The 19982-nt window shown below is 45.9% G+C and carries 17 protein-coding genes (1 of these 17 cut by a window edge); 7 read left to right on the forward strand and 10 right to left on the reverse strand.

The window, feature by feature from the left end; genetic code table 11:
• Both DWX68_RS00015 and DWX68_RS00020 read left to right on the forward strand, forming a co-directional pair.
• Positions 1-663: the 3' portion of a 2-dehydropantoate 2-reductase gene (locus DWX68_RS00015; protein WP_118628336.1), read on the forward strand. 270 nt of this gene lie to the left of the window's left edge; only the last 663 of its 933 coding nucleotides appear in the window; the start codon falls outside the window, past its left edge; the stop codon is at positions 661-663.
• Positions 645-1568 carry an AEC family transporter gene (locus DWX68_RS00020; protein WP_118469372.1) on the forward strand — a complete coding sequence of 308 codons (924 nt, stop codon included), beginning with the start codon at positions 645-647 and terminating at the stop codon, positions 1566-1568. Before DWX68_RS00015 ends, DWX68_RS00020 begins: the two co-directional genes overlap by 19 nt.
• Positions 1569-1696: 128 nt before the next feature.
• On the opposite strand, the gene DWX68_RS00025 is transcribed toward DWX68_RS00020, so the two are convergent.
• The 4 genes from DWX68_RS00025 to DWX68_RS00040 all read right to left on the reverse strand — a co-directional run bounded on the left by DWX68_RS00025 (position 1697) and on the right by DWX68_RS00040 (position 7125).
• Positions 1697-2263, reverse strand: a complete 567-nt coding sequence (locus DWX68_RS00025; RefSeq protein WP_333549073.1) for a Fe-S-containing hydro-lyase — start codon at positions 2261-2263, stop codon at positions 1697-1699.
• 150 nt (positions 2264-2413) lie between these two features.
• A complete protein-coding gene (locus DWX68_RS00030) occupies positions 2414-3256 on the reverse strand; it encodes a fumarate hydratase (protein WP_022358414.1) in 843 nt (280 codons plus the stop codon).
• A gap of 351 nt (positions 3257-3607) precedes the next feature.
• The gene (locus DWX68_RS00035) at positions 3608-5425 is read right to left on the reverse strand and encodes an aminopeptidase P family N-terminal domain-containing protein (protein ID WP_107000966.1); all 1818 of its coding nucleotides are present in this window, start codon (positions 5423-5425) and stop codon (positions 3608-3610) included.
• Positions 5426-5553: 128 nt separating this feature from the next.
• A complete protein-coding gene (locus DWX68_RS00040) occupies positions 5554-7125 on the reverse strand; it encodes an AbgT family transporter (RefSeq protein WP_107000965.1) in 1572 nt (523 codons plus the stop codon).
• A 184-nt stretch (positions 7126-7309) separates the two neighbouring features.
• Here DWX68_RS00040 and DWX68_RS00045 point away from each other — a divergent pair, with 184 nt between their 5' ends.
• Positions 7310-8323, forward strand: a complete 1014-nt coding sequence (locus DWX68_RS00045) for a LacI family DNA-binding transcriptional regulator (RefSeq protein ID WP_117796768.1) — start codon at positions 7310-7312, stop codon at positions 8321-8323.
• Between the two features lie 295 nt (positions 8324-8618).
• On the opposite strand, the gene gyrA is transcribed toward DWX68_RS00045, so the two are convergent.
• From gyrA to dnaA, 6 genes are all read right to left on the reverse strand, one after another.
• Positions 8619-11144: a DNA gyrase subunit A gene (gyrA, locus tag DWX68_RS00050; protein ID WP_117796769.1), complete on the reverse strand. Its 2526-nt coding sequence runs from the start codon at positions 11142-11144 to the stop codon at positions 8619-8621.
• Between the two features lie 46 nt (positions 11145-11190).
• Positions 11191-13104, reverse strand: a complete 1914-nt coding sequence (gene gyrB / locus DWX68_RS00055) for a DNA topoisomerase (ATP-hydrolyzing) subunit B (protein WP_107000962.1) — start codon at positions 13102-13104, stop codon at positions 11191-11193.
• Between the two features lie 22 nt (positions 13105-13126).
• Entirely contained in the window at positions 13127-14236 is a 1110-nt protein-coding gene (recF, locus tag DWX68_RS00060) for a DNA replication/repair protein RecF (protein WP_117796771.1), read from the reverse strand.
• 11 nt (positions 14237-14247) lie between these two features.
• Positions 14248-14454, reverse strand: a complete 207-nt coding sequence (locus tag DWX68_RS00065; protein WP_107000960.1) for an RNA-binding S4 domain-containing protein — start codon at positions 14452-14454, stop codon at positions 14248-14250.
• A gap of 60 nt (positions 14455-14514) precedes the next feature.
• Positions 14515-15633, reverse strand: a complete 1119-nt coding sequence (dnaN, locus tag DWX68_RS00070) for a DNA polymerase III subunit beta (protein WP_022358494.1) — start codon at positions 15631-15633, stop codon at positions 14515-14517.
• Positions 15634-15918: 285 nt separating this feature from the next.
• The gene (gene dnaA / locus DWX68_RS00080; protein WP_022358493.1) at positions 15919-17289 is read right to left on the reverse strand and encodes a chromosomal replication initiator protein DnaA; all 1371 of its coding nucleotides are present in this window, start codon (positions 17287-17289) and stop codon (positions 15919-15921) included.
• Positions 17290-17888: 599 nt separating this feature from the next.
• Here dnaA and rpmH point away from each other — a divergent pair.
• The 4 genes from rpmH to DWX68_RS00100 all read left to right on the forward strand — a co-directional run bounded on the left by rpmH (position 17889) and on the right by DWX68_RS00100 (position 19981).
• Positions 17889-18023, forward strand: a complete 135-nt coding sequence (rpmH, locus tag DWX68_RS00085) for a 50S ribosomal protein L34 (RefSeq protein ID WP_087225913.1) — start codon at positions 17889-17891, stop codon at positions 18021-18023.
• A 120-nt stretch (positions 18024-18143) separates the two neighbouring features.
• Positions 18144-18503, forward strand: a complete 360-nt coding sequence (gene rnpA / locus DWX68_RS00090; RefSeq protein ID WP_107000958.1) for a ribonuclease P protein component — start codon at positions 18144-18146, stop codon at positions 18501-18503.
• Positions 18499-18708, forward strand: a complete 210-nt coding sequence (gene yidD, locus DWX68_RS00095; protein ID WP_333489800.1) for a membrane protein insertion efficiency factor YidD — start codon at positions 18499-18501, stop codon at positions 18706-18708. The genes rnpA and yidD overlap by 5 nt, the downstream gene beginning before the upstream one ends.
• Before the next feature lie 19 nt (positions 18709-18727).
• On the forward strand, positions 18728-19981 hold the full coding sequence (locus DWX68_RS00100; protein ID WP_333489788.1) for a YidC/Oxa1 family membrane protein insertase: 1254 nt from the start codon (positions 18728-18730) through the stop codon (positions 19979-19981).
• Position 19982: the final 1 nt, after the last annotated feature.

The following is a 19982-nucleotide window of genomic DNA, read 5'->3' on the forward strand; positions in this document are numbered from 1 at the left end:
CTTCCTTTTATCCGACAGACCACTGGTCCCCGCACAATTATTATTCCCATCTTAAATATATATGGAACCGGTGCCAGGGTGCAGAAAGAATTACCGGATTGTACCGTTCTGGATGGATGCATCTATGTTTCTGCATCCTTAGAACATCCCGGTGTTCTGGTTCAGCACGGTCCTATCTTAAGGGTTGTCTTCGGTCCCAGGGATCCTTCCTATATTTCTCCGATTTTATCAGCCATTCAATCGGATCTTTGCGAAAGCGGTATCGATGGAGTTTTATCCACCCATATCCAAAGGGATGCTTTGGAGAAATTTTCCTATGTCTCCCCTATCGGAGCTGCTGGAGTCTACCTTCATGCCGTGGCCGGAGATTTTCAAAAGGAAGGACCTGCCCGTGAATTATTTAAATCCATGATTCGTGAAATCAGCGCTCTGGCTGCTGCCATGGGATATCCCTTTGAAAAAGACTATGTAAAAATAAATCTGGAGATTCTTTCCAACTTATCTGCCGATGCCACCACTTCCATGCAGCGTGACATAATGGAAGGAAAACCATCGGAACTGGACGGACTTGTCATGGAGCCACTCCGACTTGCAAAAAAATATTCTGTCTCTATGCCCTGTTATGAGGAGGTAGCAAAAGTATTATGTCCATTGGAATTTTAGTTGGTAAAATTGCGGCATTATTTATCATCATGTTTTTAGGCTTTGTTTTGGTAAAGACTGGCATTTGCCGCTCAGATGACAGCCGCATTCTTTCACGCCTGTCTGTCTATATCGTAGTCCCCTGTTCGATTTTATCTGCTTTTCAGGTCAGCTGCAGCCCTTCCATCCTAAATGGGCTTCTTTTGGCGGTGGCTGCTGCTGTATTGATCCATCTCATCCTGATTGTCCTTTTTTACTTTATAGGACCTCTTCTTCATCTTAACGGAGTTGAAAAAGCCTCTATCATCTACTCTAATGCAGGAAATCTTGTTATACCGCTTGTTTCCTCTATTCTAGGACCAGACTGGGTTATTTATTCCAGCGCCTACGTCTCTGTACAGCTTTTTCTTCTCTGGAGTCATGGCAAAATGATGATCTGTGAAGAAAAGAAGCCTGATTTTAAAAAAATCATAACAAATACAAATATGATTGCCATTTTATTCGGTATTTTTCTATTCTTGGCACAGATTTCACTTCCCGATCCAGTGGACAGCGCTGTCCACTCCCTGGGAAGCATGATTGGTCCTTTGGCCATGCTGATCTCAGGAATGCTGATTGCCGGAACCACGCCCCAGGAAATTCTGGCTTTTCCCCATATTGGACTTGTCACGATTCTGCGACTCATCGGTGTACCGCTTTTGACAATTTTACTTCTTAAATTCAGCGGCCTCGCTTCTTTTGCTGAGAATGGTTCACAAATTCTGCTTGTCACCCTGTTAGCCACAATCACCCCATCCGCCTCCACAATCACGCAGATGGCCCAGGTATATGGAAAAGATGCCCGCTATGCTGGTGCCATTAACGTAATTACCACTCTGCTTTGTATGATAACCATGCCAATCATGGTTTATCTCTATCAATTATAACTTTATTCTTCACGACAAAAGAGAGGTTATTTGCAAAACAGCCAATAACCTCTCTTCATAAAACTCAAAAATGCATCTGCATTCTTGCTGCGGGATGGGAGTCATCCCACATCTGATATCTTATTATCCTATCTCTGATATTCCTTTACTGCGGTCTCGTAAAGATTGTTTCCTTCGGAATCAATTACCACAATCATAGGCATATTTTCTACCGTCAATTTTCGGATCGCCTCTGTTCCCAGATCATCGTATGCAATCACTTCCGATTCCTTAATGCACTTTGAAAGAATTGCTCCGGCTCCGCCCACTGCCGCAAAATAAACGGCACCATTGCGAACGATGGCATCGATGACTGCCTGGCTTCTCTTTCCTTTTCCGATCATGGCTCCCATGCCGAGATCCAGAAGTCTTGGAGTATATTTATCCATACGGCTGGCTGTGGTCGGACCTGCAGAACCAATCGGACGGCCCTCTCTGGCCGGTGACGGTCCCATATAATAAATTACATTATCTTTCAGATCAAGGGGAAGTTCTCTTCCTTCATCCAGCGTCTCTATCATGCGCTTATGAGCTGCATCACGTGCCGTATAGATGGTTCCGCTTATATATACATAATCACCTGCATGCAGGCTTTTTAATGTCTCCCTGTCAATTGGAGCTGTGATTGTTCTATCCATATTTTCCTCCAAATCTATCTTATGTGCTCTCGGTATCTTTTTGTGCAGGAAAAACTCCGAGAGTACATTCTTTATACTATCAAATGATGTTTGGGTCACAAGAGATTTTTTCCCTTTTGATACCGGATTGCTATGTGCTTCGCACTTTCGCAATCCTAAAAATATTCATCAAATCACTCTGTGCGCATGACGGTTTACATGACAGCAGATATTGATGCCTACCGGCAGCCCTGCAATATGGGTCGGGTAGGTTTCAATATTGACAGCCAGGGCGGTTGTCCGTCCGCCTAAACCGCCAGGACCGATTCCAAGGTTATTGATCGTTTCAAGCATTTCTTTTTCCAGGTCACGCACATACTCAACCGGTGATTCCTCTTCCAGATTTCTGGTCAGCGCGTGCTTCGCCATCTCTGCACACTTTTCAAAGGTTCCGCCGATTCCGACACCTACTACCATCGGAGGACAGGCATTGGGTCCTGCATCCCGCACCGCTGTCAAAATGGCATCCTTGACTCCTTCGATTCCATCTGCCGGTTTCAGCATAAACACACGGCTCATGTTTTCACTTCCGAATCCCTTCGGAGCCACCGTAATCTCTACCTGCTCACCCTCTACGATCTCATAATGAATGATAGCTGGTGTATTATCCTTCGTATTCTCACGGTAAATCGGATCCTTTACTACAGATTTACGGAGATATCCGTCTACATATCCCTGGCGCACGCCTTCATTGATGGCATCGGTCAGCGAACCGCCAATCAGATGTACATCCTGTCCCACCTTGATAAACACAACTGCCATTCCGGTATCCTGGCAGATCGGAATCATCTCCTCACCAGCGATACATAAGTTTTCTTCCAGCTGGCCTAAAATCTGACGTCCCAATGGAGATTCTTCACTCGCTGCCGCCTCATCAAACACCTTTTTCATATCCGGTGACAGAAAATGGTTGGCCTCAATGCACATTTCTTTGATATTCTGTGTAATGGTTTCAACATTGATTCTTCTCATTTGAAAACTACCCTTCTTCCATGAAATTTTTATCTGCCCCTGCTGACAGAACCGCATCTCTTAATCATTAATGACTCTTATATCATCATAATAGAAATTAAATAATCTTGCAATCATTTCTGAATAGATGTAATAAAAATACCCCCTGAATAGATTTTGATCTCATGCGCAGTGATTCTGATAGGAATATGCCAGCTTTGCTGACCAGAATCACGCTCCAAGTCTCACGGACGTTCGACTTGAATTTATTTCTATCTATTCAGGAGGTATTATATTGTTACAGTTCAGCCATGACATCTTCTTGTTTCCATATTCATTCAAACCAGCGCATGGCTAAACTGTAACATCATATTATCTTGAAATTTCTCTTGTCACGTGTTTTAACCACTCTTTTTCTTCGTCATTCATGTACGGAGAAATGGTTTCGTACACGTCTTTATGGTATGTATTTAAGCGCTCGATATCCGCGTCATCCATGAAACGTGTATCCAGTGCCTCTAAGTCAATCGGCGCCTTGGTCAGGAATTCGAACTTCAGGAACTGTCCGTACTCATTCTTCTCATCCTCGACACATAAGATCAGATTCTCTGTTCTGGTTCCGAAATCGCCTGCAAAGTACAGACCCGGCTCATCGGAGCAGATCATGCCCGGCTCGATCACAGCGCTGTCCTGACGCTCCGGAACAACCTTCCAGCGCAGTCCGTTCGGTCTCTCATGTACGTTAGAAAGATATCCAACACCATGTCCGGTACCATGTGCAAAATCAAGACCACGTTTCCAGAATGCTTCACGGATGGTGTAGTCTAAGTTGATTCCCCGGCAGCCGTGAAGGAACTTCATGGTTGATACCTTCAGCATAGCGGCTGCTACGATTGTGTAGTACTCTTTTTCCTTCTCGGTCAGAGGTCCTAACGCATAGGTTCTTGTGATATCAGTAGTTCCCTCTAAATACTGTCCGCCGGAATCTACCAGCAGAAGACCTTCCGGTTTTAATTTCTTGCATACCTCATCGCTTGGATGATAATGGCACATTGCTGCATTTTCCTTGTAAGCTGCAATGGTTACGAAACTTGGCTCGATATAATTGCCCTGCTCTGCTCGCAGTTCTTCAATTTTATGAGCCGCTGTCATCTCTGTCATATCGCAGGTTCCGATGGTATGCTTCAGCCAGTACATAAACTTGGTAACAGCAATGCCATCTTTTAAATGGGCCCTACGCATATTTTCGATCTCGGTCGCATTCTTAACAGCCTTCATGGTCGCACAAGGATTCATCTCGTCTATGATACGGCAGGAAGCATCAATGCTCTCGCATACAGCAAAGCTTGCTTTCTTGCGTTCCAGAAGAATCTTCTCATTCTTCAGGGCTGCCACATCCTGTAAGAATTCCGCATACTCTTTTACCTGAACCTTTGCCTCAGCTAAAGCCGCACAAACCTCTTTTCCCATCTTAGTATCTTCTTTGATAGCTTCTTTCTGTACGTATAAATAGGCTTCATCCTGTGTAATAAGTGCATAGGACAGAAATACCGGGTTATTTACAATATCGTTTCCACGAAGGTTGAATAACCATGCAATTTCATCCAGAGCCGTCATCAGATGAATCTGTGCTTTATTTTTCTTCATGGCATCACGAAGATCTGAAAGTTTCTCTACGGTACTCTTTCCGGCATATTTTACATCCAGGCTCCAGATAGGCTCGCAGGACATAGCCGGACGGGAAGTCCAGATCTCACCTACCAGATCCTTGCTGCAGTTGATTGTTACATTTTTTTCCTGCAGTAAGTTCTGAAGACCATACCCCAGCTCAGAGTTTACAACACGGCCATCAAATCCAAGGCATCCATCAACCGGAAGCTCCTCCTCTAAAAACTCGTCCAGAGTCGGGAATTCAGGTTCACCCATGCGGTATAATTTGATCTCACTGCCTGAAAGCTGCTCTTCTGCCTGTACAAAGTATCTTCCGTCTGTCCAGAGTCCGGCTTTGTCCATAGTGATAACAGCCGTTCCAGCGGTTCCGTTGAAACCGGTCAGGAAGTGACGGCATTTAAAGAATTCGCCTACATACTCAGATTCATGAAAATCCGCAGTCGGAACCAGGTATGCATCGATTCCCAGTTCTTTCATGCGATCTCTTAATTGTCCAATTTTTACATTTGTCTGGTTCATTATTTCCTCCTTCATACGATTTTTTTGAAAAAATATGTACTCCTGGAATGTCTATGCATTCCGCATAAAACATTCCCAGAGTACATCTTAATTCTAGTTATTTAAATTATCGTAACGATTCAACCCCATTAGCCAAGAAACATTCCAACGCCCGGTCCTAACGGAAGGTTAAGTACGATCCATAATACTAACAGGATACTCCATCCAATCAGGAAGCATATACTGTACGGAAGCATGGTGGAAACCAGAGTTCCAATACCAGCCTCTTTATCGTATTTCTTCATGAATACGATAATCATTGCGAAATAGGACATCATCGGAGTGATAACGTTTGTACAGGAGTCACCGATACGGTAAGCAACCTGAGCGAACTCCGGTGTGTAACCTAACAGCATGAACATCGGTACGAATACCGGAGCGATCAGAGCCCATTTTGCAGATGCAGAACCCATGAACAGGTTGATGAATGCTGCAAAAAGAACGAATAAGATCATGGTCGGGATAGTTCCAATACCAGAGTTTCTAAAGAACTCAGCTCCCTTTAATGCAAGGATCGTTCCTAATTTGGTATAACCAAAGAAGTTAATAAACTGTGCTGCCACAAAGGTCAGAGCGATGTAGGAGCTCATGGTTCCCATGGCACGTCCCATAGCGTTGCAGACATCCTTCTCTCCGTGGTATACACCAGTCATATGACCATATACAACAGACGGTACGAAGAAAAGTACAGTGATAATCGGGATGATGCCCTCCATAAACGGAGAGTTTCCTAACAGTGTTCCATCCTCAGCTCTCATAACAGAGTTAGCCGGGAGACAGAAAGCTACCAGAACCAGAATCATAACCAGTAAGGTTAAACCAGCTACTTTCAGAGCTTTTCTTTCCTGGTCGTTTAATTTATATTCAGAGCTTGTTTCATTCTCTTCCCCATTGCCGTGATACTCACCAAAACGCGGTGCAACGACTTTCTCAGTGATGATAGTACCTAAAATTGTGATCAGGAAGGTAGACACCATCATGAAGTACCAGTTTCCGGTCGGCTCAACTACATAAGTCGGGTCTACCATCTTTACAGCCTCGTTGGTAATACCGCAAAGAAGCGGATCCAGAGTACCGATTAATAAGTTTGCAGAGAAACCACCGGATACACCTGCAAATGCTGCAGCCATACCAACTACCGGATGACGATTGTATGCCATGAACATCAGTGCTGCGATCGGAATCAGAACGATGTATCCAACTGCATCGGCCAGATTGGACATAACGCCTAAGAATACGATCATCGGAGTAATTAACTTAGCCGGAGTAACCTCTACAGCAGACTTTAATGCGCCTCCGATTAAACCACTGTCCTCCAGAAGTCCGATACCAAACATAGCTACCAGGACAACTCCCAAAGGAGCGAATCCTGTAAAGTTAGTGATTGCATGTGTCAGCATATACACAAGCCCCTCACCATTCAAAAGGCTGACAGCCTGAACCGTCTGAGTCTCTACGACTCCCTTAGAACGGTTAACCAGTTCACCTGTTGCCGAAACTCCAGCCATCTCACAGACAGCAGAAAGAACGATAACAAAGAGAACTAAAATTGCAAAAATAGAAATCGGATGCGGAAGTTTATTTCCGACTTTCTCAATTCCGTTCAGCCAGCGGTTTAATAACGAAGGCTTATCTTTTGCTTGTTCGTTTGCTTTTCCCATTTTTTCCTCCATTCCTAACTTATACGTATAAGTAAATTTTGTATTGTTAGAATATCACAAAAGGATCGGCATTTCAATTGTTTTTTTAGTAATATTAAATTATTGTGTATTTTAGTGAATTTCTATAGACATTTTTAGAGAAATTTAATAAACTGTAAAAGTGTTATAAGGAGTCTACAAAATTATGAAAAAAAATGTTACTGCAAAAGACATCGCAAAACTCTGCGGAGTCTCTCAGGCGACTGTATCTTATGTAATCAATAATCGCCAGAATCAGAAGATCAGTGAGGAAACCAGACGCAAGGTTTTAGATGCCGTTGAAACACTTCACTACTATCCCAATGCTTCCGCCAAAAGCATGCGGACCAAAAACTGCACGTCCATCGGAATTGTATGTGCAAAGGATTACAGCCGCCAGGCTTTCTTAAATGCTTTTACCGGAATCAGCCAGTACCTGTCCCAGATCGACTATACCATCACGATTTTCAATGAAATGGATGATATAGATTCTTCTCCGGATTATGTCAAAAGCTATTATTCCAACGTGATCGATGGACTCATTTTTATTTCCAACGATGATCACGCTGCTTTTACAAAACCGGCCGATGAAAATCATATTCCCTATGTGGTTATCTGTATGGACGGGGTTTTCTCAAAAAAAACGCCGTTCCCCCATGCATTTGAATATGCCCTGCAGGAATGTGCCTCCTTCTGTCTGGAAAAGGAAATCCGCGAAGTGCGGTATTTTTCCATCAGCAATGACGGTCTTTTAGTTAATAATAAATATCCGCTTTTTGAATCCCTGCTTCGCCGGACGGCACCGAACTGCCATCTGGAGCACGTGATCTGCCCTATCAAGGATCGTGATCTGATTCATCTGCAGCAATTTTTAGCTAAATACATGGAAAACCGCAGTTTTGATCTTGCCATTTCTCAAAACTACGACATTGGACTGCTGCTGCAGCGTGAAATATTAAAAACAGGCTTTTCCATCCCTCAGAGAATTCGCCATATCTTCCTGAACGAGGTGAATTTCTATGAAATGGACTATCCTTCTATCAGCGGCATTGATATTCCCTACGATCAAATGGGCGAGTATGCTGCCAAACTTCTTCTTGCTATGATCGAAAACCGTGAATCTGAATTTACCTACCAGGAATTCAGGTGCCGACTCATTCAGAGAGAAACGACGCTGTGACGCTGTTAAAATACTGCGCCTTATAAAGATCAAAAAGAGAACACCCGCTAATTCCAGTTTATGAATTGCCGGATGTTCTCTTTTTTATGATTTTCTTTTCAAGGATCAAGGATATCTGATCTTTTTTACTTTTTATTCGTTACAGTTCAGCCATGACATCTTCTTGTTTCCATATTCATGAAAACAAGAAGCATGGTGGGTCCACCATATGCTGATTTGGATGAAAAAGTGCTTATGCAAGCAAGCTTGCAACACACTTTCTCATTCAAACCAGCGCATGGCTGAACTGTAACTTTTATTCTTCCGTATTCTCAGATTCGGTTTCTTCTCCGTCCTGTTCCTCCAGAAATTCGTCTTCTTCATCCTCATCCTTGTCGCTCTCCCGCACCTTGGCGATGCTTGCAACTGCTATGCCGGATTCAGCATCAATACTCATCAGCTTCACACCGGAGGTATTGCGTCCGATAATCGAGATGTCGCTGACTGCCATCTTGATGATGATGCCTTCATTGGTAATCAGCATGATCTTGCGCTCATTATCTACCAGCTTTGCACCCACCAAATCACCGGTTTTGTCGATGATCTTATAGCAGCGCACGCCCTTGCCGCCTCGGTTCTGGGCTGTAAATTCATCAATCGGAGTGCGTTTTCCATAACCATTTTCCGATACCACCAGCAGGCATTCTCCCTGGCTGGCCATCTGCATACCGATGACTTCATCGCCTTCATCAAACTTCATGCCGATAACCCCCATGGAAACACGGCCTGTTACGCGGACATCGGTCTCATGGAATCGGATACACATACCTTTCTTTGTGATCAGGAAAATATCTTCGGTATTATCGGTAGCCTTAACTTCGATCAATTCATCGTCATCACGAAGTACAATCGCCTGAAGACCGTTCTTGCGGACATTGCTGTATTCCTTCATCGGAGTCTTCTTAACCATACCATTGCGGGTTGCCATGAAGAGATATTTCTCATCATCGATCTCCTTCATAGGAACGATGGATGTGATCTTCTCGCCTGGCATCAGCGGAAGCAGATTCACGATGGCAGTACCTCTGGCAGTGCGTCCTGCCTCCGGAATCTCGTATCCCTTCAGACGGTATACGCGTCCCTTGTTGGTAAAGAACATCACATAATGATGGGTTGTGGTCATCAGCAGATCTTCGATATAATCTTCCTCAATAGTCTGCATGCCCTTGATTCCCTTGCCTCCGCGGTTCTGGCTCTTGAAATTATCGCTGGACATTCTCTTAATATAGCCAAAATTGGTCATGGTCACAACGATATCGTCATCCGGGATCAAATCCTCCGCAGACATATCGTATTCATCATATCCGATGGCGGTACGGCGGTCATCTCCGTATTTATCAGCGATGAGGGAGATCTCCTCCTTGATAACACACAGAAGTTTCTTCTCATCTGCCAGAATCGCTTTCAACTCTGCAATCTTTGCCTCCAGCTCTTTATATTCATTTTCCAGTTTCTCGCGTTCCAGACCGGTCAGAGCACGCAGACGCATATCTACGATGGCCTGTGCCTGTGCATCCGAAAGATCAAAACGCTCCATTAACTGAGCTTTCGCCGCCTGAACATTGGCAGAACCGCGGATGATCTTAATAACCTCATCGATATGATCCAGTGCCTTTAAAAGACCTTCCAAAATATGGGCTCTCTCTTCTGCCTTGTTCAGATCATATTTGGTTCTTCTGGTTACCACATCCTCCTGGTGCTTTAAGTAATATTCCAGGATCTGCTGCAGATTTAAGATACGCGGCTCATTATTAACCAGCGCCAGCATAATCACACCAAAGGTGTCCTGCAGCTGTGTATGCTTCAGCAGACGGTTCATGATGACATTGGCATTCACATCACGGCGCAGTTCAATGCAGATCCGAAGTCCCTCACGGTTGGATTCATCACGCAGATCCGTGATTCCATCAAGCTTTTTATCCTTTACAAGCTCTGCGATCTTTTCGATCAAACGAGCCTTATTCACTGCATAAGGAAGCTCTGTCACGATGATACGGCTCTTGCCATTTGCCATGGCCTCGATATTGTATACAGCCCGTACACGGATCTTGCCGCGTCCGGTTCTGTACGCTTCTTCGATGCCTGCTTTTCCAAGGATGGTTGCTCCTGTCGGGAAATCAGGTCCCTTTACGATCTCCATCAGTTCTTCGATGGTAGTCGGGCGGTCTTCCTCCACCCGGTTGTCTATGATCTTGACAACGGCAGCAATCACCTCACGCAGGTTGTGAGGCGGAATATTCGTTGCCATACCAACGGCGATACCGGTGCCGCCATTTACCAGAATATTGGGAAAACGAGCCGGAAGAACCGTCGGTTCTTTCTCAGTCTCATCAAAGTTCGGCATGAAATCAACGGTATTCTTGCCAATATCCGCCAGCATCTCCATGGAAATACGGCTCAGTCTTGCCTCGGTGTATCGCATCGCTGCGGCGCCGTCGCCGTCCATGGAACCGAAGTTTCCATGTCCATCTACAAGCGGGTAACGGGTAGCCCATTTCTGAGCCATATTTACCAACGCACCATAGATTGAACTGTCACCATGTGGGTGGTATTTACCCATTGTATCACCGACGATACGGGCTGACTTACGGTGGGGCTTATCCGGTCCATTATTCAGCTCAACCATCGAATAAAGCACTCGTCTCTGCACCGGTTTCAAGCCATCCCGCACATCCGGAAGTGCACGGGCAGCAATAACGCTCATCGCATAATCGATGTAAGACGTTTCCATTGTCTTTTTCAGATCAATGTCATGAATTTTGTCAAATATATTTGGTTCCATCTATACTCCTTTCGTCCTCAAAAGGATTTAAGTGACTTAAATTTAATTAAATATCCAGGTTCTTTACGTACTTCGCATTTGCCTCGATAAACTCACGGCGCGGCTCAACCTGATCCCCCATCAGGGTAGCAAATGTCAGATCAACCTCCGAAGCAGTCTCACTGTCGATCTGGACACGGAGAAGAATTCGGCGCTCCGGATCCATGGTAGTCTCCCAAAGCTGTTCCGCGTCCATCTCACCCAGACCTTTATAACGCTGGATCTTATTGTTGTTGTCACGGCCAATCTCAGTCAGAATCGAATTCAGCTCATCATCGCTGTATGCATACCAGACACGCTTATTCTTCTCGATCTTATAAAGCGGCGGCTGTGCCAGATATACATGTCCTTCCCGGATCAAATCCGGCATAAAACGATACAGGAACGTCAGAAGCAGGGTACTGATATGTGCACCATCCACATCGGCATCGGTCATGATAATGATCTTGTTGTAACGAAGTTTTGAAATATCAAAATCTTCATGAATACCGGTACCAAATGCCGTGATCATCGCACGGATCTCCGCATTGCCGTAAATTCGATCCAGTCTTGCTTTTTCTACGTTTAAGATCTTGCCTCGAAGAGGCAGAATAGCCTGATTGGATTTATTTCTAGCCTCTTTCGCAGAACCACCCGCGGAATCTCCCTCTACGATGTAGATCTCGCAGTTTTCCGGATTCTTGTCGGAACAATCGGCTAATTTTCCTGGAAGCGCCATGCCGTCAAGCGCTGATTTACGTCTCGTCATCTCGCGCGCCTTGCGGGCTGCGTCGCGGGCTCTCTTGGCAAGAATTGATTTCTCACAGATGATCTTGGCAACCGTTGGATTCTGCTCCAGGAAATATGTCAGCTGCTCGCTCACGATCGCATCGACCGCCGCGCGGGCCTCGCTGTTGCCGAGTTTCTGCTTCGTCTGTCCCTCAAACTGCGGCTCCTCGATCTTAACGCTGATGATCGCTGTAAGGCCCTCGCGGATATCCTCACCGCTGAGTGCCGGCTCATTTTCCTTCAGAAGCTTATTTTTCTTCGCATAGTCATTAAAAGTCTTCGTCAGAGCACTCTTAAAGCCGGCCAGATGGGTACCGCCCTCCGGTGTGTTGATATTATTGACGAAGGTGTAGATATTTTCCGTGTAGGAATCGTTATGCTGCATCGCCACCTCGACAAATACCTTGTCCTTGATGCCCTCGCAGTAGATAACCGGTTCATAGAGCTTCTCATTGCTCCGGTTCAAGTAGGTGACAAATTCCTTGATACCGCCCTCATAGTGAAAGGTCTTCTCATGCTTCACTTCTCTGTCATCCCGCAGGGTGATCTTTAAGTTTTTCGTCAGGAATGCCGTCTCACGCAGGCGTACTTTTAACGTATCATAGTCGTAGACCGTTTCCTCGAAAATCTCCTTATCCGGCAGGAATACGACCCGTGTGCCGTGCTTATCCGGAGCACACTCACCGACTACTTTCAGCGGATACATCGTTTTGCCGCGCTCATAGCGCTGTTTATATACCTTTCCATCGCGGCAGATCTCAACCTCCAGCCACTCGGAAAGAGCATTTACAACCGATGCGCCTACGCCGTGCAGACCGCCGGATACCTTGTATCCGCCGCCGCCGAACTTGCCGCCCGCATGCAGGATCGTAAATACGACCTCAACCGCCGGAAGTCCGGCTTTTTTCTGAGTATCAACCGGGATACCACGACCGTCATCCTGTACCGTGATGGAATTGTCCGCATTGATCTGCACCTCGATGTGACTGCAGAATCCGGCTAACGCCTCATCCACGGAGTTGTCAACTATCTCATACACCAGGTGATGGAGGCCTCTTACAGATGTGCTGCCTATATACATACCAGGACGCTTTCTGACCGCCTCCAATCCCTCCAATATCTGTATTTGATCTGCACTGTATTCTGAACCCATAGTTCCTCCTTCACTTGCTGTTTTATGTCTGACTAGTTGTCTTGTTTGGACGTTCACAGGTGACCGTCCCGCTCACGACCCGAAAGGTCTTATCTATCTGGAAGCTGTGGCTGATAAAATCATCCAAGCCCGTACAGGTAATGATCGTCTGTATGTGGCGGATGCTGGCGAGCAGATGATCCTGCCGTTTTCCATCTAACTCCGACAAAACATCGTCGAGAAGCAGGATCGGATACTCCTTTTTGATCTTTTTAACCAGCTCAATCTCCGCCAGTTTGAGCGATAATGCCGCCGTTCTCTGCTGTCCCTGTGAACCGAAGCGCCGGATGTCAATTCCGTTGACATAGAAACTTAAGTCATCCCGGTGTGGTCCGACCAGCGTTGTCTTCTGCTTCCGGTCCGCCTCGCGGCTCTTTTTGACTGCCGCTTCCAGCTGATCTGCCTCCGTGTTCGGCTCATACTGGATGACGAGTTCTTCCTTTCCACCCGACAATTTCTGATGGATCGGACGGATCAATTCGTTTAATTCACCGATAAATTCCCGCCGGTACTGGCTCACCTCCCGCCCGTAGGAAGCAAGCTGCATATCCCATATATCCAGCATCTCCTCGTACTCGGGATGGAAAAACAGCTCCTTTAAGAGCTTATTTCTCTGTATCACCACCCGGTTGTACTGCACCAGCGAATGGACGTAGAGCCGGTTTAACTGGCATAATTCCAGATCAATAAAACGGCGCCGATCCGCCGGCCCGTTCTTAATGAGATTCAGATCTTCCGGCGAAAAAAACACCACGTTAACAATGCCGAAAAGCTCGCTCGCCCGCCGGATCGGGATCCCGTTGACCGCCACGCCCTTCGTCTTATTTTTCTTTAGATGCATGTCAATCCGGTACGGCACATCGTCCTTGCGAAGCTGCATCTTGATGTGGGACTCGTCCTCTCCGAATTCGATGATCTCCCTGTCCTTGCTGCCGCGGTGGGACTTGGTCGTCGCACACACGTAGACCGCTTCAAGAATATTGGTTTTACCCTGCGCGTTGTCCCCGTAGAGAACATTCGTCCCCGGATCAAAATCCATATGTAATTCCCCGTAATTGCGGTAATTTTTGAGTTCGATCGATTCGATAAACATGAAACCATCCTTTATTTGGTGATTGTTACGGTCTCTCCGTCATACTCGACTTTGTCCCCGTCGTAAAGCTTCTTGCCGCGCTGCATCTCCACCGCGCCATTGACCTTCACAAGCCCGTCCTGAATCGCAAATTTAGCATCCACGCCAGACTCTACCAGACCAGCTGCCTTAAGCGCCTGACCCAGTTTTATAAATTCATCTCTCAGTTTTATCTCCATCTTATTTCAGATCCTTTCTGTCACTGTCTGCCTGCACCTGCCATGTCTAAAAATGGCAGGTTAGATCGCTGCCGCATTGAAATTGACCGGCAGGATCAGATAGATGTAAGTCTCCTCCTCGTCCCGGATAAAGCACGGGGATTTCGGATTCATCATGTACAGAGTCACTTCCTCATCATCGATGATTCGCAGCGCATCACCCAAAAACTTCGGGTTGAAGCCGATCATCAGGTCTTTTCCAAACTTGGTAATCGCCAGACGGGCATCCATCGTACCGAAGGCGGAATGCATCTTTAACTCCATTTCTTCATCGGTAAAGTTTAAGATCAAAGGTTTCTTATCATTTTCACGGACGAGAATGCTCGCACGGTCGATCGCATCCATGAAATCACGGCGGTTCAAGGTAACTTTCGTCTCATAATCGGAGGAAAGCATCTGATTGATCCGGAAATACTCGCCCTCAATCAGGCGGGATAACACGATCGTGTCGTCAAATTCAAACATGATGTGGTTGGTGCTGAAGAAAATCTGTACCTCAGAGTCGTTGTCACCGTTTAAGATCTTGCTGATCTCACCTAAAGTCTTGCCAGGAACGATGACTTTTATATCACTGTACTGTTCTTTTAATGCAACTTTGCGGATCGACATGCGGTGTCCGTCGAGGGAAACGAGCTTAAGTTCATTGCCGGTGACCTCCATCAGCTCACCGGTCATCATCTTGTTGCTGTCGTTCGGCGAGATCGAGAAGATCGTCTGGCGGATGATCTCTTTTAAGGTAAACTGGGAAAGTGTGATGAATTTATCCCGCTCAATGTGGGGAATATAGGAAAATTCATCGCCGTCCTTGCCCTGAATCTGGAAAATAGCCTTGTCACAGGTGATCGTCGTGTTGTATTTTTCATCCGATTCGATCGTGATCGTAGAATTTTCGCCGGAGAGCTTGCGGATAATATCGGAAAAAAGCTTGGCATCAAGAGCGATTTTTCCACGTTCCAGGATCGTTCCTTCGACCTTCGTCTCAATTCCCAGCTCCATATCGTTGCCGGTCAGTTTGATCTCATCCGAAACAGCATCGATCAGGATGCATTCGAGAATCGGCATGGTGGTTTTGGAAGGAACGGCCTTCAGAACAATGTTGATACCGTTCATTAAATGATCTTTTTCAAATGAAAGCTTCATGTTTGTTGATAACTCCTTTGCTAAAAATAACGTGGAACGGAAAGAAAAGATATATATAAATTCCGTCGCAATCGTAGTAGGGGCTGTGAATATGTGGAATTCTCCGGACAGCCCCGAAAATACAGGGGTTCAGACTCCTTTTGAATGGTTAAAAAGGCTGTGTAAAACTGTCCGGAACCGGCTGGATAACTTTTGAATTATCCACAGCCCTGAAATGGAGCAAAATGTGGGAAAAGTTATCCACAGGTTTTCAACCACTTTTCCACGCGAAATTGTGGAAGAAACCTACTGTGGGCTGATCTTTTTCATTAAGATTTCCACTGTATTGCGAAGCGATTCGTTTTTCTCCATATCGGCAGCGATCTTGTCGTGACCGTGGATGATCGTCGTGTGATCCCGACCGCCTAAATATTTGCCGATATTCTGCAGGGAAGTTCCGAGCATCGAACGGCAGATATACATCACGATCTGGCGCGGGAATACGATCTCCTTGTTGCGCTTCTGGGAGGAAATGTCAAGCGGAGTGATACCGAAATGATCAGCAACGACCTGGATGATCAGCTCTGGGGTCACTTCTTTCTCCGCGTTCGGGGAAATGAGATCCTTGAGCGCTTCCTCCGCCAGCTCCGTCGTGATCTCCTTGTTATTTAACTTGGAAAGGGCGACGATCTTGGTGAGGGCGCCCTCGAGTTCGCGGATGTTGGACTTGACGTTGGTGGCGATGTACTTGATCACTTCATTATCTATATTGTAGCCCTCGAGTTCCTCTTTTTTGCGGAGGATCGCCATACGGGTTTCATAATCCGGCGACTGGATATCGACGGTCAAGCCCCATTCGAAACGGGAACGAAGCCGTTCTTCCAGCGTCTCGATCTCTTTCGGCGGTTTATCTGAGGAGATAATGATCTGTTTTTTCGCTTCATAGAGTGCGTTGAAGGTATGGAAAAATTCTTCCTGTGTCGATTCCTTACCGATAATAAACTGGATATCATCGATGAGGAGGACGTCGTTGTTTCTGTATTTTTCACGGAACTCCGTGGTGGAAATATTGTTTTTGTTCCGGATCGCATCGATCAGTTCGTTCGTAAACTTCTCACTTGTAACGTAGAGAACCTTCGCTTTTGGATTGTTTTTTAAGATAAAATGTCCGATCGAGTGCATAAGATGCGTTTTTCCCAGACCTACACCCCCGTAAATGAAGAGAGGGTTGTAGATCTCACCCGGAGATTCTGCCACGGCGAGGGAAGCGGCGTGCGCTAAGTTATTGTTCGCGCCGACGACGAAGGTGTCGAATGTGTAGCGCGGATTTAAGTTCGCATCCTGGATGAGCTGGCGGCTGACCTCGGACGGGCGGTTGATCAGATGGCTTTTGTCCGTCTCTTTTTGCGGCTCATCGACCTGTTCGATGGTGACAAAATCGACCTCACACTCGATTCCGGTTAGTTCTTCGATGGTAATCTGGATCAAAAGTCCGTATTTTTTTTTGATATAGCCGAGAAACTGCACATCCGGAACCAGGATCTGAAGGGTGCCGTCTTTCATGGAATAAGGCTGCGTCGGAAGCAGCCATGTTTTGAAAGAAACGTCCGTCAGTTCGTGTTCTTCTTTAATATGGAGGAGAATTTCATCCCATTTTTCCTTAATTTTCTCTATCATACTGTGTCTCCTAAACGTAAAAAGCAGCCAAAACTGCAAAATAACCCAATCTAAGTTCTATTCTACATGATTTGTCCACATTTTTCAATAAAAACCCGCAATGTGAATAAGTGAAATTCAGTTATCCACGTGGAAAAAACGCCGAAAAATAAGGCTTTTTGGTGAATGGGTGTGAACAATCAGAAGCTTATCCAGATCGTATTCCACGGCTTTTCCACAAGTTATCCCCAAAATGTGGATAAGTGGAGGATAAGCTGTGAATAGGTGGCGGGAATGCTGATAAAATAAGGATTTTTTTATCCACAAAATGGAAACGTCCCGGTGTGTATACTGTATACAATAAGGTGCCTCGACAGCAATCGACGATCGATCTGTGGGGACTCAGGATCGAAATGGTGGAAAAACCGCAGAAAATCTTTGATCTATGGGGATTAAAAAGATCAAAATAGTGGTTGACGAATGCGGAATTCTTCTATATAATGGAGAAGATGTTTAATTACAATAGTCTAACTATGTTGAGATGAATGCGGATTTCGGCGCGAACCGGAGGAAGCATGGATTTCTCTTACTATATTATGGATGAGGAGGTGTATGCAGACATGAAGATGACATTTCAGCCGAAGAAAAGACAGAGAGCAAAAGTTCATGGATTCCGTGCGAGAATGAGCAGCGCAGGTGGAAGAAAAGTTCTGGCTGCCAGAAGAGCAAAAGGTAGAGCAAAATTATCTGCTTAATGAACGAGGCCGCAATCGAGTTATAGATTGTGGCCTTTCTTAATATTCATAGAAAAAGTTCTAAGAATATTAAGAAAAGCTCTGCGATGCACACTCGGTGCAGGGGAATTGGTGATTTTAATGAAGCGTTTTAATTCAATTAAGAAGAACAGCGAATTTCAAAAGGTTTACAAGACAGGGAAATCCTATGCCAATAAGCTTCTGGTTATGTACGTGAAGCGGGTGGATGACGGGAAGGAGCCTCGGATCGGTATCTCCGTCAGCAAAAAGGTTGGAAACAGCGTGGTCCGCCATCACGTGACAAGGTTGGTACGGGAGAGCTATCGGTTAAATAAGGACAGAGTCAGACTCGGATTAGACATCGTAGTCGTTGCCAGACCGGCAGCGAAAGAAGCAGACTTCAAAAAAATTGAGAGTGCATACCTGCACTTATGCGGACTGCATAACATTCTGGAGAATCGAAGTGAGAATATTGATTAAGAAGATCTTGATAAAGATGATTCGGGGATATCAGCTCTATATTTCCCCTATGACAGGACCTCACTGCAAGTACACGCCGACGTGCTCGGAGTACGCCATCCAGGCACTTAAAAAGTACGGCGCTGTAAAAGGTATGATTTTGGCATGTAAGCGGATTCTTCGCTGTAATCCATTTGCAGAAGGCGGTTATGATCCAGTTCCGTAAAGGATGAGGAGGTAGTTCATTGGACGTTAGCGTTTTAGTTGCGACAAAGGCAGGTTCGATCATGGGACCGATCGCCAGTGTGTTTGGTTATATCATGGACTTTTTATTCCGGATTACCAGCAGCATGGGGATCATGAATATCGGTCTGTGTATCATCCTGTTTACCATTATCACAAAGTTACTGTTATTTCCTCTGACGATCAAACAGCAGGAATCGTCAAAACTTATGTCGCTTATGAACCCTGAAATCAAGGCGGTTCAGAATAGGTATAAGGGAAAAACCGATCAGGCATCGATGGCTAAACAACAGGTTGAGATGCAGGCAGTTTATGAGAAATATGGCTCGAATCCGATGGCAGGATGTCTGCCGATGGCGATTCAGCTTCCGATTATCTTCGCTTTGTACCGGGTTATCTACAACATTCCGGCATACGTACCGTCAGTACGTGTCTTTTTTGACAACGTAGCGAACCCGCTGATGGAGCAGCCGGATTACGTCAACAAGATTTCCGAGCTGGCAAGCGGTGTCGGCATGGCGGTGGACAAGGTAGACTACACCGTGGCAAACAAAGTCGTAGATATGTTATATAAGTTGACACCGGCTGGATGGGATACGCTGGAAAGTTTATTCCCGCAGATCTCTTCGACGATCGCAGAAAATGCGGGCAAGATTGAGCAGATGAACTATTTCTTCGGCATCAATCTGGCAACTCCGCCGTTTACCGGTTTTAACCACATCACGATCGCATGGATCATCCCGATCCTCGCAGGTCTGACCCAGTGGCTCTCCACCAAGCTGATTTCCAATTTACAGCAGGTGGATCAGGACGCGCCGGGCGCGAGCATGATGAACAGCATGATGATCACGATGCCGCTGATGTCCGTATTCTTCTGTTTCTCCCTGCCGTCCGCGATCGGTATCTACTGGGTCGTTCAGGGTGCATTCCAGCTCGTTCAGCAGCTGATCGTAAATGCACATATGAACAAGATCGATGTCGATGATCTGATCCGCCGCAACGTGGAGAAGATGAACAAGAAGAGAGCGAGAAAAGGTCTGCCGCCGGCCAATGTCAGCGAGAAGGCAAGCGTGAATTTAAAGGCGCTGCAGGCACGCGAGGATGCGGAAAGCAAGGCGAAAGAGGACAAGATCTCCCGCAATAAAAAGCAGATGGAGGCGTCTGAAGCATTTTACAATTCCGATCCGAAGCCGGGCAGTCTGGCTTCCAAGGCCAAGATGGTGCAGAAGTACAACGATAAGCACGCGAAAAAATAGA

The sequence above is a fragment of the Clostridium sp. AF20-7 genome (assembly GCF_003479275.1).
Lineage (GTDB): Bacteria > Bacillota > Clostridia > Lachnospirales > Lachnospiraceae > Otoolea > Otoolea fessa.

What these genes read in the sequence shown, in the direction of transcription:
- DWX68_RS00030 (WP_022358414.1), bottom strand. Translation starts at nt 3,256, where the DNA reads ATGAGAAGAATCAATGTTGAAACCATTACACAGAATATCAAAGAAATG.
- DWX68_RS00065 (WP_107000960.1), bottom strand. Translation starts at nt 14,454, where the DNA reads ATGGAGATAAAACTGAGAGATGAATTTATAAAACTGGGTCAGGCGCTT.
- DWX68_RS00040 (WP_107000965.1), bottom strand. Translation starts at nt 7,125, where the DNA reads ATGGGAAAAGCAAACGAACAAGCAAAAGATAAGCCTTCGTTATTAAAC.
- DWX68_RS00035 (WP_107000966.1), bottom strand. Translation starts at nt 5,425, where the DNA reads ATGAACCAGACAAATGTAAAAATTGGACAATTAAGAGATCGCATGAAA.
- gyrA (WP_117796769.1), bottom strand. Translation starts at nt 11,144, where the DNA reads ATGGAACCAAATATATTTGACAAAATTCATGACATTGATCTGAAAAAG.
- recF (WP_117796771.1), bottom strand. Translation starts at nt 14,236, where the DNA reads ATGTTTATCGAATCGATCGAACTCAAAAATTACCGCAATTACGGGGAA.
- DWX68_RS00020 (WP_118469372.1), top strand. Translation starts at nt 645, where the DNA reads ATGTCCATTGGAATTTTAGTTGGTAAAATTGCGGCATTATTTATCATC.
- dnaN (WP_022358494.1), bottom strand. Translation starts at nt 15,633, where the DNA reads ATGAAGCTTTCATTTGAAAAAGATCATTTAATGAACGGTATCAACATT.
- rnpA (WP_107000958.1), top strand. Translation starts at nt 18,144, where the DNA reads ATGAAGCGTTTTAATTCAATTAAGAAGAACAGCGAATTTCAAAAGGTT.
- DWX68_RS00045 (WP_117796768.1), top strand. Translation starts at nt 7,310, where the DNA reads ATGAAAAAAAATGTTACTGCAAAAGACATCGCAAAACTCTGCGGAGTC.
- dnaA (WP_022358493.1), bottom strand. Translation starts at nt 17,289, where the DNA reads ATGATAGAGAAAATTAAGGAAAAATGGGATGAAATTCTCCTCCATATT.
- rpmH (WP_087225913.1), top strand. Translation starts at nt 17,889, where the DNA reads ATGAAGATGACATTTCAGCCGAAGAAAAGACAGAGAGCAAAAGTTCAT.
- gyrB (WP_107000962.1), bottom strand. Translation starts at nt 13,104, where the DNA reads ATGGGTTCAGAATACAGTGCAGATCAAATACAGATATTGGAGGGATTG.